Below are 15,445 nucleotides of genomic sequence, written 5' to 3'. Positions count from 1 at the left end.
ACGACCATTGGTCAATAGCAGGCAACCGCCAGGTAGCTAGACTGTCCATTGAGAAGACTGTGTGTGCCCCAAGTGGGCGAAAGGAGGCCCGAATGAGCCTTGCGACGACAATTTTTCTGTTGATCTGTGGTTGGTTGGCAGTGGCCGCGGCCATGTTGTGGGGGGTCATGCGCGTGACTCGCCGGCATCATCACCCCCACGTCAAACCTGCCGCGCCCGCCAAGCCTCCCAAGGCGACGGCCCATCACGCCTAGCCAGGCATGCAATTGAAGTCTTGGGTGGCGGCGATTTCCTTGCCGTGCCCGTCCTTGAGGGATGCACGCACGGTGGTGCCCAGGCTCGACTCTTCCAGTGTGTAATGCTCACCCGCCTTGAAGTGTTTGTATTCCACCCGGCCCTGGCAGTCTTGCTGGTTGTCGTCGCCGGGTTCGTCTTCAAACAAGGTCACGTCCAGCCGATGGTCACCGGGGCTGACTTCAAAGTAGCGCCCGTCATCGACGCGTTTACCGTCCACCCGCTCGGCCATCAGGTCATTTGGCGCTTCCTCTTTCAGGCCGATCCAGGCTTGGCTCGGGTCGGCCTTGGGCAGCGGGCCGGCGCAGGCCGAGAGCAACACAACAACGCTCAGCATAGGTATCAACAACAGGGTTTTCAGTGACATGGCAGGGCTCCAAAGAACATCAAAAAAAGACGTATCCAATGGCTGGCAAGCTTGAAGAGCCGGCGTTTGCAGAACAAATGAATACAAATGAAACGATCTTCAGCCATTACCTAAATCTTCCTTCACCTGGCTGAAAGGTGCGTGTTAGGTGGGTCGGGCAAGACTGCCGGGGTTTGCAATCCTGCTCTTCTCGGAGACTCACGCATGCTCGGGCTGGTAAAGACCGCACTGCAAAAGCCGTACACGTTTATCGTGTTGGCCATATTCATCTGCATCATCGGGCCCATGGCGGCCCTGCGTACGCCCACTGATGTGTTTCCCGATATCGGCATACCCGTGGTCGCGGTGGTCTGGCAGTACAACGGCCTGTCCCCGGACGCCATGGCCGGGCGGGTGATCTACACCTATGAACGCTCCTTGAGCACCACCGTCAACGACATCGAACATATCGAATCGCAATCACTGCCCGGCATGGGTATCGTCAAGATCTTCTTCCAGCCCGGCGTCGATATCCGCACCGCCAACGCCCAGGTCACAGCGGTGTCGCAAACCGTGCTCAAGCAGATGCCACCGGGCATCACGCCGCCGCTGATCCTCAACTACAGCGCCTCCACGGTGCCGATCCTGCAAATGGCGTTCTCCAGCCCGAGCCTTTCGGAAGCCAGGATCCGCGACCTGGTGCAGAACAACATCCGCCTGCCCCTGAGCGCGCTGCCCGGCCTGGCCATGCCCACGCCGATGGGCGGCAAGCAGCGTCAGATCACCCTCGACCTCGACCCCCAGGCCCTGGCTGCCAAGGGCTTGTCGGCCCAGGACGTCGGCAATGCCCTGGCTTTGCAGAACCAGATCATCCCGGTGGGCACCGCCAAGCTGGGTTCCAACGAATACACGATCCTGCTCAACAACAGCCCCAAGGCCATTGATGAACTCAATGACCTGCCGATCAAAACAGTCGACGGCGCAATCATCACCATCGGCCAGGTCGCCCATGTGCGCGACGGTTCGCCGCCACAAACCAACATCGTGCGCGTCGACGGCCATCGCGCGGTGCTGATGCCGGCGTTGAAGAACGGCAGCATCTCTACCCTGTCGATCATCGACGGCATCCGCCAGATGCTGCCACGCATCAACGAAACCCTGCCGCCTTCACTGAAAACCTCACTGCTGGGTGATGCCTCGGTGTTCGTCAAGCAATCGGTGGGCAGCGTAGCCCAGGAAGGCATCATTGCCGCGCTGCTCACCAGTGCGATGATCCTGTTGTTTCTCGGCAGTTGGCGCTCGACCTTGATCATCGCCGCGTCGATTCCGCTGGCGGTGCTCTCGGCCATCGCGCTGCTGGCGGTCAGCGGGCAAACCCTCAACGTGATGACTCTCGGCGGGCTGGCGTTGGCGGTGGGGATTCTGGTGGACGACGCCACAGTGACCATCGAAAACATCAACTGGCACCTGGAACAAGGCAAGGCGGTGAACACTGCGATCCTCGACGGTGCCGCGCAAATCGTCGGCCCGGCGTTTGTCTCGCTGCTGTGCATCTGCATCGTGTTTGTGCCGATGTTTTTGCTGCAAGGCATCGCCGGTTATCTGTTCCGGCCAATGGCGCTGGCGGTGATCTTTGCCATGGCCAGTTCGTTCATCCTCTCGCGCACCCTGGTGCCGACGCTGGCGATGTTCCTGCTCAAGCCGCATACGCCGGAGCAAGGCGTGGGGCATCATCCCGAAGATCAATTCATCAACCATCATGAGGGTGAGCAACACGCGAAACCGCGCAATGCGTTGCTGCAATCGGTGCTGAATTTCCAACAGGGCTTTGAGCGTCACTTCTCCAATATCCGTGACACTTACCATGGCTTGCTGACGTTGGCGCTGGGGGCGCGAAAGCGCTTCATTGTCGGCTTCCTGGCCTGCGTAATCGCCTCATTCGCGTTGCTGCCGAGCCTGGGCCAGGACTTTTTCCCGGCCACCGATGCCGGTGCCCTCGCGCTGCATGTGCGCTTGCCGCTGGGCACGCGAATCGAGGAAAGCGCCGCTGCGTTCGATCGCATCGAAGCACGCATTCGCGAGGTCATCCCCGCCGACGAACTCGACACCATCGTCGACAATATCGGCATCCCGCTCAGCGGTATCGACATGGCCTACAGCAGCAGCGGCACCATCGGCCCTCAGGATGGCGATATCCAGGTCACCCTGAATAAGCACCACGCCCCCACCGCCGACTACGTGAAAAAACTGCGTGAAGCCCTGCCGCAAAGTTTCCCCGGCAGCCACTTTGCGTTCCTGCCGGCAGACATCAGCAGCCAGATTCTCAACTTCGGCGCGCCGGCCCCGCTGGATGTGAAAATCTCCGGGCGTAGCGATGCAGAAAACCGCGCTTACGCCGTAGAACTCGAACGACGCTTGCAACACGTACCAGGCATTGCAGACCTGCGTATCCAGCAGTCCACTGGTTACCCCTCCTTGCAGGTCAATGTCGACCGCCTGCGCGCCAACGGCTTGGGTATTACCGAAAAAGACGTCACCAACAGCATGGTCGCCTCCCTGGCCGGCAGCTCCCAGGTGGCACCGACCTTCTGGCTCAACCCGGCCAATGGCGTGTCCTATTCCATCGTCGCCGCCACCCCGCAGTACCGTCTCGACAGCCTGCCATCACTGGAGGCCCTACCGGTGACCGGTGCCAATGGCCAATCGCAAATCCTCGGGGGCGTGGCGACCATCTCCCGCGTACAAAGCCCGGCGGTGGTCACCCACTACAACATCGAACCGACCCTGGACCTGTATGCCAACGTACAAGGTCGCGACCTGGGCGGCGTGGCCCGTGATGTGCAAAAAGTGCTGGACGACACTGCATCCATGCGTCCCAAAGGCGCGACCATCAGCCTGCACGGGCAAATCGATGCGCTGCATGAGGCGTTCAGTGGTTTGAGCTTGGGGCTGCTCGGCGCCGTGGTGCTGATCTACTTGCTGATCGTGGTCAACTTCCAGTCCTGGGCCGACCCCTTTGTGATCATCACGGCGTTACCGGCCGCACTGGCGGGGATCGTGTGGATGCTGTTCCTCAGCGGCACCTCGTTATCGGTCCCGGCGCTCACCGGCGCCATCTTGTGCATGGGCGTGGCCACCGCCAACTCGATCCTGGTGGTGAGCTTCTGCCGTGAACGCCTGGCCGAACATGGCGACGCGTTGAAAGCCGCCATGGAGGCCGGTTACACGCGCTTTCGCCCAGTGTGCATGACCGCCCTGGCAATGATCATCGGCATGTTGCCCCTGGCGCTGTCCGAGGAGCAAAACGCGCCGCTGGGCCGCGCCGTTATCGGCGGTTTGATCTTCGCCACCATCGCCACTCTGTTGTTTGTACCCGTGGTCTTCAGCCTGGTCCACGGCCGTCACCCTACTCGCGCAATTGCTGGAGAAACGCCCCATGTCGTCTGATCACAAACCCTCGCGCAAGCGTCTGATGCTGATGGGTGTCGGCGGCCTGACCCTCGCTGCCCTGTTGGTCGCCAGCGGCTTGCACGCCCGCACGCTGCACGAACGTTCAGTCGCTGCCTGGACCGAAACGGCGGCCATTCCCCAAGTGATGGTGTTGCAACCCCAACAGAACACTGCCGGCGATACGCTGCGCTTGCCGGCGCACCTGGAAGCCTGGAGCACAGCGCCGATCCATGCGCGGGTCAGCGGCTATCTGAAAGACTGGAAAGTGGATATGGGCACGCAGGTCAAGGCCGGGCAAATCCTCGCCGAAATCGACAGCCCTGACCTCGACCAGCAACTGGCGCAGACTCACGCTCGGCTGATTCAGGAACAGGCCAATGCACGTCTGGCAGCCACCACTGCCACGCGCTGGCAACACCTGTTGGCGAGCCATTCGGTGTCGCGTCAGGAAGCCGATGAAAAAACCTCGAACGCCGCCGCGACCACAGCCAATGCCGAGGCTGGCGCAGCGGACTACGCTCGCTTGTCAGCATTGGAGGGCTACAAAACCCTGCGTGCGCCATTCGCTGGCACCATCACTGCGCGGCATACCGATATCGGTCAGTTGATCAAGGCCGATACCGACAGCGACCTGGCGCTGTTCACCCTGGCCGACACCCACCAACTGCGCCTGTATGTGCCGGTGCCGCAGAACTACGCGGCAGTAATCCATCCGGGCTTGCAAGCCGAGTTGACCGTGCCTGAGCACCCAGCCGAACACTTCAAGGCGCGCCTGATCGGTGACTCCACCGCCATCGACCGCCGCTCCGGCACCCTGCTCGCCCAGTTCGTCGTCGACAACCCCAGCGGTGAATTGCTACCGGGCGACTACGCCGAAGCCAGCCTGCCGATTCCGGCCGACACTCACGGCGTGAGCATCCCGGCCAGCGCCTTGATCTTCCGCGCCCAGGGTACGCAAGTGGCAGTGTTGGATGGGCAGAATCATGTGCACCTGCGAGACATCCACATCGGTCTGGACCTGGGCGAGCGCCTGGTGATCGACCAGGGTTTGAAAGCCACCGACCACATCATCGACAACCCGCCCGATGCCCTGCGCGAAGGCGACCCGGTGCAACTGGCCGACGCCGCCGGAGGTGCCCATGCGCCCAAGGCTTAAACCGCTCGCGGCGTTGATACTGCTGGCGTTGCAGGGTTGCTCAATGGCACCGACCTATACCGCGCCATCGATTGACCTGCCCGCCCACTACCGCGAACAGACCAGCGACGGCCCATGGCACAGCGCGCAACCGTCCGATCAGTTGGTGACCCAGTGGTGGCAACTCTATAACGATCCAACGTTGAACAAGCTGCAGCAGCAATTGCTCAACAGCAACCCGGACCTGGCCGCGGCACTGGCGCACTTCGATGCCTCCCAGGCGTATGCCAGCCAGTTGCACGCCGGGCTGTTCCCGCAAATCAGGGCCAGCGCACAGCCGCAGCGCCAACGGCAATCGGACGCGAGACCGTTGCGCGGCACAACGCAGCCGTCGGTGTACAACAGCAACATTGCCGGGTTTTCGTTGAGCTACGACCTGGACCTGTGGGGCAAGATCCGCAATCAGGTCGCGGCCGGCGACGCTCAGGCGCAAGCGTCAGGCGATGACTTGGCGGTGGCTCGCCTGAGCCTGCAACGGCAGTTGACGACGTTATATGTGCAACTCAATGGCCTGGATGCACAGAGCCGAATACTCGACAGCTCGCTGGAGGATTTCAGCCAGGCGCTGCAACTGACGCGCAGTCGCTACGAAGGCCAGATTGCCTCGGAACTGGACCTGACCCGCGCACAAAATCAACTGGCCGAGGCCAAGGCGCAACTGGATGAAGTGCGTGGGCAACGCAACCTGACCGAGCATGCAATCGGCGAGTTGGTGGGCGTGGCGGCCAGTGATTTTTCATTGCCGCCCAGCCCGCAGTTGATGGCCTTGCCAAGGATTCCATCGCAGTTGCCAAGCCACTTGCTGCAACGTCGCCCGGACATTGCCGCGGCTGAACGCAGGGTGTTTGCGGCCAACGCAAATATCGGCGTAGCCAAGGCAGCGTGGTATCCGGATTTCAGCCTGACCGGGTTGATAGGCGGGCAGACGCAAGGCGTCGGGAATCTGCTGTCAGCTGGCAATCGATATTGGGCGTTGGGGCCGTTGGTGAGCCTGCCGATCTTTGATGGCGGGCGGTTGAGTGCCAATGAGCGCCAGGCCAAGGCCGAGTTTGAAGAGGCGTCGGCGCAATACCGTAGCCATGTGTTGCAAGCCGTACGAGAGGTAGAGGACAACCTGGGGCAACTGAGGGACTTGCAGCAGCAAGCCCAGGATGAACAGGCGGCGGCGCAGGCGGCGCAACATACCCAGGCGTTGGCGATGAACAGCTATCAGGCGGGGGCGGTGAGTTATCTGGATGTGGTCACCGCACAAACGGCGGCGCTACAGGCGCAGCGCACATTGCAGGCCGTACAGACGCGGCAGCTGGTGGCAAGTGTGGGGCTTTTGACCGCACTCGGCGGTGGCTGGCAACCTGGCGCCTGACGTCAATACCGCAATCGGGAGCAAGCCCCCTCCCACACTTGTCCTGCGCCAGACACAACCTGTATGAACATGCCCCCTCTGTGGGAGGAGCTGCCCACCTTCCCACACTGGTTCCGCGCCAGACACACTATGTATGAACACCGCGGCCCCCTGTGGGAGGGGGTTTGCTCCCGATTGCGTCCGCCCGGACACATCCTGCCATAAGCCTGCCCGTCAGTTATTGGCACTGCAATCTAGCCTCTCCAAGCACAACACGAGAGGGCCATGGAATGGCAGATCTACCCGCGTCACACCGCCTGCGCATCGGGCGCTTCAGTGAACCGAACCGCGTCTACCTGATCACCACTAATACGCATGAACGCATTCGCCTATTCAGCGACTTTCATCTCGGGCGCCTGGTGGTCTGGCAGTTTCGGCTCGCTCAGTACCAAGGGCTGGTGAATTCTCTGGCATGGGTGATCATGCCCGACCACTTTCACTGGATTTTCGAACTGAAAAAAGGCTCGCTGGCGGACTTGATGTGCCAGGTAAAATCCAAAAGCACACGCACCGTGAATGGTGCTAGCGGACGCAACGGGCGGCTGTGGCAGGAGAGCTTCCATGATCGGGTGCTGCGCAAGGAAGATGACCTGATCAAAATGGCCAGGTATGTGGTGGCTAACCCATTGCGAGCGGGCTTGGTCGAGCGAATTGGCGACTACCCCCTGTGGGATGCCATCTGGGTGTAACTTCAAAAAAAGTCCAAATGTGGGAGGGGGCTTGCTCCCGATAGCGGCGGGTCAGCGACGGACAAATTGACTGACACACCGTCATCGGGAGCAAGCCCCCTCCCACATTTTCAACCGCTGGCGATAGCTGCTGAAGCTGCCACCATGGCGCGCAACAACACCGCACACCCCGCCGCCAGATCATCCGGCGCGGCATTTTCGATTTCGTTATGGCTGATGCCACCTTCACACGGCACGAAGATCATCCCCGCCGGACCAAGCTCGGCGACGAAGATTGCGTCGTGCCCTGCCCCGCTGACAATGTCCATATTCGACAGGCCCAACCCATTGGCCGCATCGCGCACGGCGTCGACGCAGCCTTTGTCGAAGTACAGCGGCGGGAAGTCGGCGGTGGGTTCCATCTCGTAACTCAGCCCATGTTTGGCACAAGTGTCCTCAATCACCTGGCGCACCTGGGCAATCATCGAGTCCAGCCGTGCTGGCTCTAAATGACGGAAATCCAGGGTCATGCGTACCTCCCCCGGAATCACGTTGCGCGACCCTGGATACGCTTGCAGGCAACCCACCGTGCCACAGGCGTGCGGCTGATGCCCCAGCGCCGCCGCATTCACCGCCGCCACCACCACCGCTGCGCCCACCAGGGCATCCTTGCGCAGGTGCATCGGCGTCGGGCCGGCGTGCGCCTCGACACCGCGCAGTTTGAGGTCGAACCACTTTTGTCCGAGGGCGCCGAGTACAACGCCGATGGTTTTCTTTTCATCCTCAAGAATCGGCCCTTGCTCGATGTGCGCCTCGAAATAGGCGCCAACCTTATGCCCACTCTCGGGGCGGGTCCCGGCATAGCCGATGGCATTCAACGCATCGCCGACGCTGACGCCGTCCGCATCGACCTTGGCCAGGGTATCGGCCAGGCTGAATTTTTCGGCGAACACGCCGGAGCCCATCATGCACGGTGGAAACCGCGAACCTTCCTCGTTGGTCCACACCACCACTTCCAACGGCGCCTCGGTTTCAATCTTGAGGTCGTTAAGGGTGCGCAACACTTCCACCCCCGCCAGTACACCGAAGCAACCGTCGAACTTGCCGCCGGTAGGCTGGGTATCGATATGGCTGCCGGTCATCACCGGCGGCAGGTCCGCGTTGCGCCCTGGACGGCGGGCGAAGATATTGCCGATACCGTCGATGCTTACGGTACAGCCGGCTTCTTCGCACCACTGCACGAAGAGATCGCGGGCCTTGCGGTCAAGGTCGGTAAGGGCCAGGCGACACACCCCGCCCTTGGGGGTGGCGCCGAGCTTGGCCAGGTCCATCAGCGACTGCCACAGGCGGTCGCGGTTGATGTGCTGATGGGTCGATTGCAGAACGTCGAGGGCAGCGTTCATGGGGATCTCCTCAGGCTGTATTTCTTATGATTGGAACAGGTGGCACGCAGTCCAATGTGGGAGGGGGCTTGCTCCCGATAGCAGTGGCCGAGTTGATATGTGCATGACTGATACACCGCCATCGGGGGCAAGCCCCCTCCCACATTGACCGCGTTCACAAGGATGATTTGGCTGCGACCGGGTTGATACCGCGCTTGGCATTGAGCCCGTAATACAACACCCCGCCCAACGCCGAACCGGTAAACCAGCCATAGCTGTAGAACCAACTGAACGCATCGCTGCCCAGCGACAACAGGGTCAGCACCACCGGCACGCCAAAGGCGATGAAACCACTCCAGTTCCACGCCGGGTACACGTCATCACGGTAAAGTCCTGCCAGGTCCAGTTGCTGTTTGCGGGTGATGAAGTAGTCCACCACCATGATCCCGGCAATCGGGCCCAGCAGGCTCGAATAGCCGAGCAACCAATTGGAGTAAACGGTCTCCAGGCTGACATCGGAAACGATCAACCCAAGCTTTTTCAGCAGCTCATGGGCCATCAGCGCCAGCCCTACCAGCCCGGTCAGGATCACCGCGGTGGTGCGGTTGATCAGCTTGGGCGCGATGTTCTGGAAGTCGTTGGTGGGCGAAACGATGTTCGCCGCCGTGTTGGTGGACAAGGTGGCGACGATGATCAGCGCCATCGCCACGGCCACCCACACCGGGCTCTGGATATGGCCGATCAGGGTCACCGGGTCGGAGACGCTGACGCCCACCAGTTTCACCGAGGCGGCGGTCATGATCACGCCGAGGGCGGCGAACAGGAACATGGTCAGCGGCAGGCCGAAGATCTGCCCGAGGATCTGGTCTTTCTGGCTCTTGGCGTAGCGGCTGAAGTCGGGAATGTTCAGCGACAAGGTGGCCCAGAAGCCTACCATCGCGGTCAGACCCGCCATGAAATAGCCGGTGAGGCTTGCGCCTTCAGGGCGTTTGGGTGGGATCGCCATCAGCTCGCTGAGGGACACATTCGGCATCGCCCACACCAGCAGGCCGATACCTACCGCCACCAACAACGGCGCCGACAGGGTTTCCAGGCGCTTGATCGACTCGGCACCGCGCAACACCACCCACAGGTTCAGGCACCAGAAAATCATGAAGCCGATCACTTCACCGGTACCACCCAGCGACTTCCAACCCTCGAAAATCGAACCGAGAAACAGGTGAATCGCCAACCCGCCAAACATCGTCTGGATCCCGAACCAGCCACAGGCCACCAACGCGCGAATCAGGCACGGCACGTTGGAACCGAGAATGCCGAATGACGAGCGCAACAGCACCGGAAACGGGATGCCGTACTTGGTGCCGGGAAATGCGTTGAGCGTCAGCGGGATCAACACCACGATATTGGCCAGCAGGATCGCTATCAGCGCCTCGCCCACCGACAAGCCGAAATACGCGGTGAGTACCCCGCCGAGGGTGTAGGTCGGCACGCAAATCGACATACCGACCCACAATGCGGTGATGTGCCATTTGTTCCAGGTGCGCTCATGCACCTTGGTGGGTGCCATGTCATGGTTGTAGCGAGGGCTGTCGAGGACGTCGGGGCCGGCGTCGAGTTCGTACAGGCCGTTGCGCTCGATGACTTGCGATCTGTTCTGTTGCATGGCCGCTCCACGGTTTTTTTAAAATTATTTTTGCTCACCTGCACGCTGTGTACAGGAGGCCGGAGTACCGCATAAACAACATGACATCTCGGGCCCCGACCAATTGCCTTTGCACTCAATTACCGTGCCGACAACGGCTGCTGAACCCGCACCACTTATATAACATGCTGATGTTTATCAGCTTTCCGAGTGAGCCTGGGTTACTTGCCGCGCTATTGGGGCCAGCCATTGCGCAAGTTGCCAGAACCGTCAGGTCTCAATCTGGTGCAACACAATTATTTTTATTTTTCAGTGCCGTCAAGAGGCATATCTCAAGCGCCTGATTTGCAATAAGAAATGTTGCTCAAAAACAGAAGCTGTCAAGTGCGTCAAAATGGTGAGCGCTCGCTACATTTTGGTGATTTTGTTATTTTTATCTTTTAATTCAGTCACTTAATTTAATTATAAGCTTAAGAAAAATCTTCTTGCTCAATCGAAAAACTCGGGCTAGTTTCTATTCCTGTCACCGATGACAGGAATTAATCCTCCATCGACCGGCAGTATTACAACACTTAGAACTGGCATAAGCCGGTCAAGCCTGTGAGGAACTCGACATGTCGCTGTTGATCCGTGGCGCAACCGTTATTACCCATGATGAAAGTTACCGCGCCGATGTGTTATGCGCAGGCGGTCTAATTCGGGCCATTGGCACCGATCTGGATATTCCCGCCGGCACTGAAATACTCGATGGCAGCGGCCAATACTTGATGCCGGGCGGCATCGATCCCCACACCCATATGCAACTGCCCTTCATGGGCACCGTGGCCAGCGAAGACTTTTTCAGTGGTACGGCCGCAGGCTTGGCCGGTGGTACCACGTCGATCATCGACTTTGTGATTCCCAACCCGCAGCAATCGTTGATGGAAGCCTTCCACCAGTGGCGCGGCTGGGCAGAAAAGTCCGCATCCGACTATGGCTTCCATGTAGCGATCACCTGGTGGAGCGAGCAGGTACGCGAGGAAATGGCCGAACTGGTCAGCCATCACGGCATCAACAGCTTCAAGCATTTCATGGCTTACAAGAACGCAATCATGGCCGCCGACGATACCTTGGTAGCCAGCTTCGAACGCTGCCTGGAGCTGGGCGCGGTGCCTACCGTTCATGCGGAAAACGGCGAGCTGGTGTATCACCTGCAACGCAAGCTGATGGCCCAGGGCATCACCGGACCGGAAGCCCATCCGCTGTCGCGCCCATCCCAGGTGGAAGGCGAAGCGGCCAGCCGCGCAATACGAATTGCCGAGACCATCGGCACGCCGCTGTACCTGGTGCATGTGTCAACCAAAGAGGCGCTGGATGAAATCACCTACGCTCGGGGCAAGGGCCAGGCGGTGTACGGTGAAGTACTCGCCGGCCACTTGCTGCTGGACGACAGCGTCTACCAGCACCCGGATTGGCAGACCGCCGCCGGCTATGTCATGAGCCCACCGTTCCGTCCGCGCGGGCATCAGGAGGCCCTGTGGCACGGCCTGCAATCGGGCAACCTGCACACCACCGCGACTGACCACTGCTGCTTCTGCGCCGAGCAAAAAGCCGCCGGGCGTGACGACTTCAGCAAGATCCCCAACGGCACCGCCGGTATCGAAGACCGCATGGCGCTGCTGTGGCACGAAGGCGTCAACACGGGGCGCCTGTCGATGCAGGCGTTCGTTGCGCTGACCTCCACCAACACGGCGAAAATCTTCAACCTCTACCCCCGTAAAGGCGCGATTCGCGTCGGGGCGGATGCCGACCTGGTGCTCTGGGACCCTGAAGGCACGCGAACCATTTCGGCCAAGACCCACCACCAGCAGGTCGACTTCAACATCTTCGAAGGCAAGACCGTGCGCGGCGTGCCGAGCCACACCATCAGCCAGGGCAAGCTGGTCTGGGCCGATGGCGACCTGCGCGCAGAACGGGGTGCCGGGCGCTATGTGGAGCGGCCGGCGTATCCGTCGGTGTTCGAGCAGTTGAGCAAGCGGGCAGCGCTTTCCAAACCAGTGGCTGTGAACCGCTGAACCCGCTATCGGGAGCAAGCCCCCTCCCACAGTGGAACGCATTCCAATGTGGGAGGGGCGGTGCGACGATTCGACTTGCTCCCGATGAGGCCCGAACAATCAACACAAAAACCAATGCCCATCAGAGGCAGCACCTCAATAACCGTGAGGCCAATACCGTGATCCAGACCCTGACCCACCTTCCCCACCCCCGCGATGACGCGGCCACCCTCGCCAGCCAGTTCAGCGACCTGGCACCGCCGCTCAACGCCCGGCAAGCGCATCTGGAAGCCTCGCGCTGCCTGTACTGTTACGACGCACCGTGCGTGAACGCATGCCCCAGCGAGATCGACATCCCGTCGTTCATCCGCAATATCCACACCGAGAACGTGCAAGGCGCTGCGCAGAAAATCCTCTCGGCCAACATCCTCGGCGGCAGTTGCGCTCGGGTTTGCCCCACGGAGATCCTGTGCCAGCAAGCCTGCGTGCGTAACAACGCCCAAGAATGCGCGCCGGTGCTGATCGGTTTGTTACAACGCTACGCCATCGACAACGCGCACTTCAGCGAACACCCGTTCCAGCGCGCCGCGCCCACCGGTAAGCGCATCGCCGTGGTCGGCGCCGGGCCGGCGGGGTTGGCCTGCGCCCACCGCGCCGCGTTGCACGGCCATGACGTGGTGGTTTTCGAAGCGCAGGAGAAAGCCGGCGGCCTGAATGAATACGGGATCGCCAAGTACAAGCTGGTGGATGATTTTGCTCAGAAAGAACTGGATTTCCTTCTGCAAGTAGGCGGCATCGAAATCCGCCATGGCCAGCGCCTGGGCGACAATCTGACCTTGAGCGAACTGCATCAGCAATTCGATTCGGTGTTCCTCGGCCTCGGCCTGGCGGCCAGCAAACAGCTCGGCTTGGCCCACGAAGACGCCCCCGGCCTGCTCGCCGCCACCGACTACATCCGCGAGCTGCGCCAGGCCGATGACCTCACCCAACTGCCCCTGGCCGACCGCTGCATCGTGCTCGGCGCGGGCAATACCGCCATCGACATGGCCGTGCAAATGGCCCGCCTCGGTGCCCGCGAGGTAAACCTTGTGTACCGCCGTGGCCTGGCGGACATGGGCGCGACCCAACACGAACAAGACATTGCCAAGGCCAATCAAGTGCGGCTGCTGACCTGGGCCCAACCCGACGAAGTGTTGCTCGACGACCAGGGCCGCGTACGCGGTATGCGCCTGGCCCGCACCCACCTGGAAAATGGTCGCTTGCTACCGACGGGGGAAACCTTCGAACTGGCCGCCGATGCGATCTTCAAGGCCATCGGCCAAGGCTTTGACAACGACGCACTGCACGACCTGCTGGCCCAGCAACTGCACCGCGTGGGCGAGCGCATCTTTGTCGATGAACAGCTGCGTACCAGTATCCCCGGCGTGTATGCCGGCGGCGATTGCGTCAACCTTGGCCAGGACCTCACCGTGCAGGCCGTGCAACACGGCAAGCTGGCCGCCGAGGCCATGCACGCCCAACTCATGCTGAATGTGGAGGCTGCGTAATGGCCGATCTCTCGATTGTATTCGCCGGTATCAAAGCCCCCAATCCGTTCTGGCTGGCCTCCGCGCCGCCCACCGACAAAGCCTACAACGTGGTCCGTGCGTTCGAAGCCGGCTGGGGTGGCGTGGTGTGGAAAACCCTGGGCGAAGACCCGGCGGCGGTGAACGTGTCGTCACGCTACTCGGCGCATTTCGGGGCGAATCGTGAAGTGCTGGGCATCAACAATATCGAACTGATCACCGACCGCTCACTGGAGATCAACCTGCGGGAAATCACCCAGGTGAAAAAGGACTGGCCTGACCGTGCACTGATCGTATCGCTGATGGTGCCATGTGTTGAGGAGTCCTGGAAAAACATCCTGCCTCTGGTGGAGGCGACCGGCTGCGACGGCATCGAGTTGAATTTCGGCTGCCCCCACGGGATGCCCGAACGTGGCATGGGCGCAGCGGTCGGCCAGGTGCCGGAGTATGTGGAACAGGTGACGCGCTGGTGCAAGACATATTGCTCGCTACCGGTGATCGTCAAGCTCACGCCCAACATCACCGACATCCGCGTGGCGGCGCGGGCAGCGTATCGCGGCGGCGCGGACGCGGTGTCGTTGATCAACACCATCAATTCCATCACCAGCGTGGATCTGGAGCGCATGGTCGCCCTGCCGGTGGTCGGCACCCAGAGTACCCACGGCGGTTACTGCGGTTCGGCGGTCAAGCCGATCGCCCTGAACATGGTCGCCGAAATCGCTCGTGACCCGCAGACCCAGGGCTTGCCGATCTGCGGCATCGGCGGTATCGGCAACTGGCGCGATGCAGCGGAATTCGTCGCCCTGGGCTGTGGCGCAGTGCAGGTGTGCACGGCGGCGATGCTGCATGGCTTCAGGATTGTGGACGAGATGAAGGACGGCCTGTCGCGGTGGATGGACAGCCAGGGTTACACCAGCCTGCAGGACTTTTCCGGGCGGGCCGTGGGTAACACCACGGATTGGAAGTACCTGGATATCAACTACCAGGTGATCGCCAGGATCGATCAGGCGGCGTGTATCGGTTGTGGGCGTTGCCACATTGCCTGTGAGGACACTTCACACCAGGCAATCGCCAGTTTGAAACAGGCGGACGGCACGCATAAGTATGAAGTGATTGATGATGAGTGCGTGGGCTGCAACTTGTGCCAGATCACCTGCCCGGTGGCGGACTGCATCGAGATGGTGCCGATGGACACCGGCAAGCCATTTTTGAATTGGACGCAGGATCCGCGTAATCCGTATCGGGAAGCTGTGTAGCCTTTAGACCGCTATCGCAGGCAAGCCAGCTCCCACAGTTGACCGCATTTTGTCTGAAGGAATGCAGTCGAATGTGGGAGCTGGCTTGCCTGCGATGGGCATGGGTATCTACACAACTTCTGGTATGGCGCTGTCCCTGTGGGAGGGGCGGTGCGACGATTCGACTTGCTCCCGATGGCGGCCTTAGGGCCGACCAGGATGCCGGATCAAAC

At 60.9% G+C, this 15,445-nt stretch carries 11 protein-coding genes; 8 read left to right on the top strand and 3 right to left on the bottom strand.

Going from position 1 to position 15,445, the window contains the following annotated elements; genetic code table 11:
- Positions 1-92 precede the first annotated feature (92 nt).
- On the top strand, positions 93-254 hold the full coding sequence (locus E4P01_RS17400; RefSeq protein WP_005789305.1) for a hypothetical protein: 162 nt from the start codon (positions 93-95) through the stop codon (positions 252-254).
- On the opposite strand, the gene E4P01_RS17395 is transcribed toward E4P01_RS17400, so the two are convergent.
- Entirely contained in the window at positions 251-661 is a 411-nt protein-coding gene (locus tag E4P01_RS17395) for a hypothetical protein (protein ID WP_005789306.1), read from the bottom strand. The genes E4P01_RS17400 and E4P01_RS17395 overlap by 4 nt on opposite strands.
- A gap of 204 nt (positions 662-865) precedes the next feature.
- Here E4P01_RS17395 and E4P01_RS17390 point away from each other — a divergent pair, with 204 nt between their 5' ends.
- The 4 genes from E4P01_RS17390 (at position 866) to E4P01_RS17375 (ending at position 7,376) form a co-directional block, all read left to right on the top strand.
- Positions 866-4,087, top strand: coding sequence for an efflux RND transporter permease subunit (locus tag E4P01_RS17390; protein ID WP_216091749.1), 3,222 nt, complete (start codon positions 866-868; stop codon positions 4,085-4,087).
- Positions 4,077-5,246, top strand: coding sequence for an efflux RND transporter periplasmic adaptor subunit (locus E4P01_RS17385; RefSeq protein WP_216091750.1), 1,170 nt, complete (start codon positions 4,077-4,079; stop codon positions 5,244-5,246). The genes E4P01_RS17390 and E4P01_RS17385 overlap by 11 nt, the downstream gene beginning before the upstream one ends.
- A complete protein-coding gene (locus tag E4P01_RS17380; RefSeq protein ID WP_216091751.1) occupies positions 5,230-6,648 on the top strand; it encodes an efflux transporter outer membrane subunit in 1,419 nt (472 codons plus the stop codon). Before E4P01_RS17385 ends, E4P01_RS17380 begins: the two co-directional genes overlap by 17 nt.
- 269 nt (positions 6,649-6,917) lie before the next feature.
- Positions 6,918-7,376, top strand: a complete 459-nt coding sequence (locus tag E4P01_RS17375) for a transposase (protein WP_078821736.1) — start codon at positions 6,918-6,920, stop codon at positions 7,374-7,376.
- Between the two features lie 110 nt (positions 7,377-7,486).
- Here the strand turns inward: E4P01_RS17375 and E4P01_RS17370 are convergent, their stop codons facing one another.
- Positions 7,487-8,758, bottom strand: coding sequence for a Zn-dependent hydrolase (locus E4P01_RS17370; RefSeq protein ID WP_216091752.1), 1,272 nt, complete (start codon positions 8,756-8,758; stop codon positions 7,487-7,489).
- A 154-nt stretch (positions 8,759-8,912) separates the two neighbouring features.
- Entirely contained in the window at positions 8,913-10,400 is a 1,488-nt protein-coding gene (locus tag E4P01_RS17365; RefSeq protein WP_216091753.1) for an NCS1 family nucleobase:cation symporter-1, read from the bottom strand.
- Between the two features lie 593 nt (positions 10,401-10,993).
- Here E4P01_RS17365 and hydA point away from each other — a divergent pair.
- From hydA to preA, 3 genes are all read left to right on the top strand, one after another.
- Positions 10,994-12,433: a dihydropyrimidinase gene (gene hydA / locus E4P01_RS17360; protein WP_005789316.1), complete on the top strand. Its 1,440-nt coding sequence runs from the start codon at positions 10,994-10,996 to the stop codon at positions 12,431-12,433.
- Between the two features lie 158 nt (positions 12,434-12,591).
- Entirely contained in the window at positions 12,592-13,959 is a 1,368-nt protein-coding gene (locus E4P01_RS17355; RefSeq protein ID WP_216091754.1) for an NAD(P)-dependent oxidoreductase, read from the top strand.
- Positions 13,959-15,233 carry an NAD-dependent dihydropyrimidine dehydrogenase subunit PreA gene (preA, locus tag E4P01_RS17350; protein WP_032880504.1) on the top strand — a complete coding sequence of 425 codons (1,275 nt, stop codon included), beginning with the start codon at positions 13,959-13,961 and terminating at the stop codon, positions 15,231-15,233. The genes E4P01_RS17355 and preA overlap by 1 nt, the downstream gene beginning before the upstream one ends.
- The last annotated feature ends 212 nt before the right edge of the window (positions 15,234-15,445 follow it).

This window comes from Pseudomonas sp. NCIMB 10586 (genome assembly GCF_023127895.1).
GTDB classification, from domain to species: domain Bacteria; phylum Pseudomonadota; class Gammaproteobacteria; order Pseudomonadales; family Pseudomonadaceae; genus Aquipseudomonas; species Aquipseudomonas synxantha_A.
Note: the sequence above shows the minus strand (reverse complement) of the source record. Positions and strands in the feature narration are given on the sequence as shown.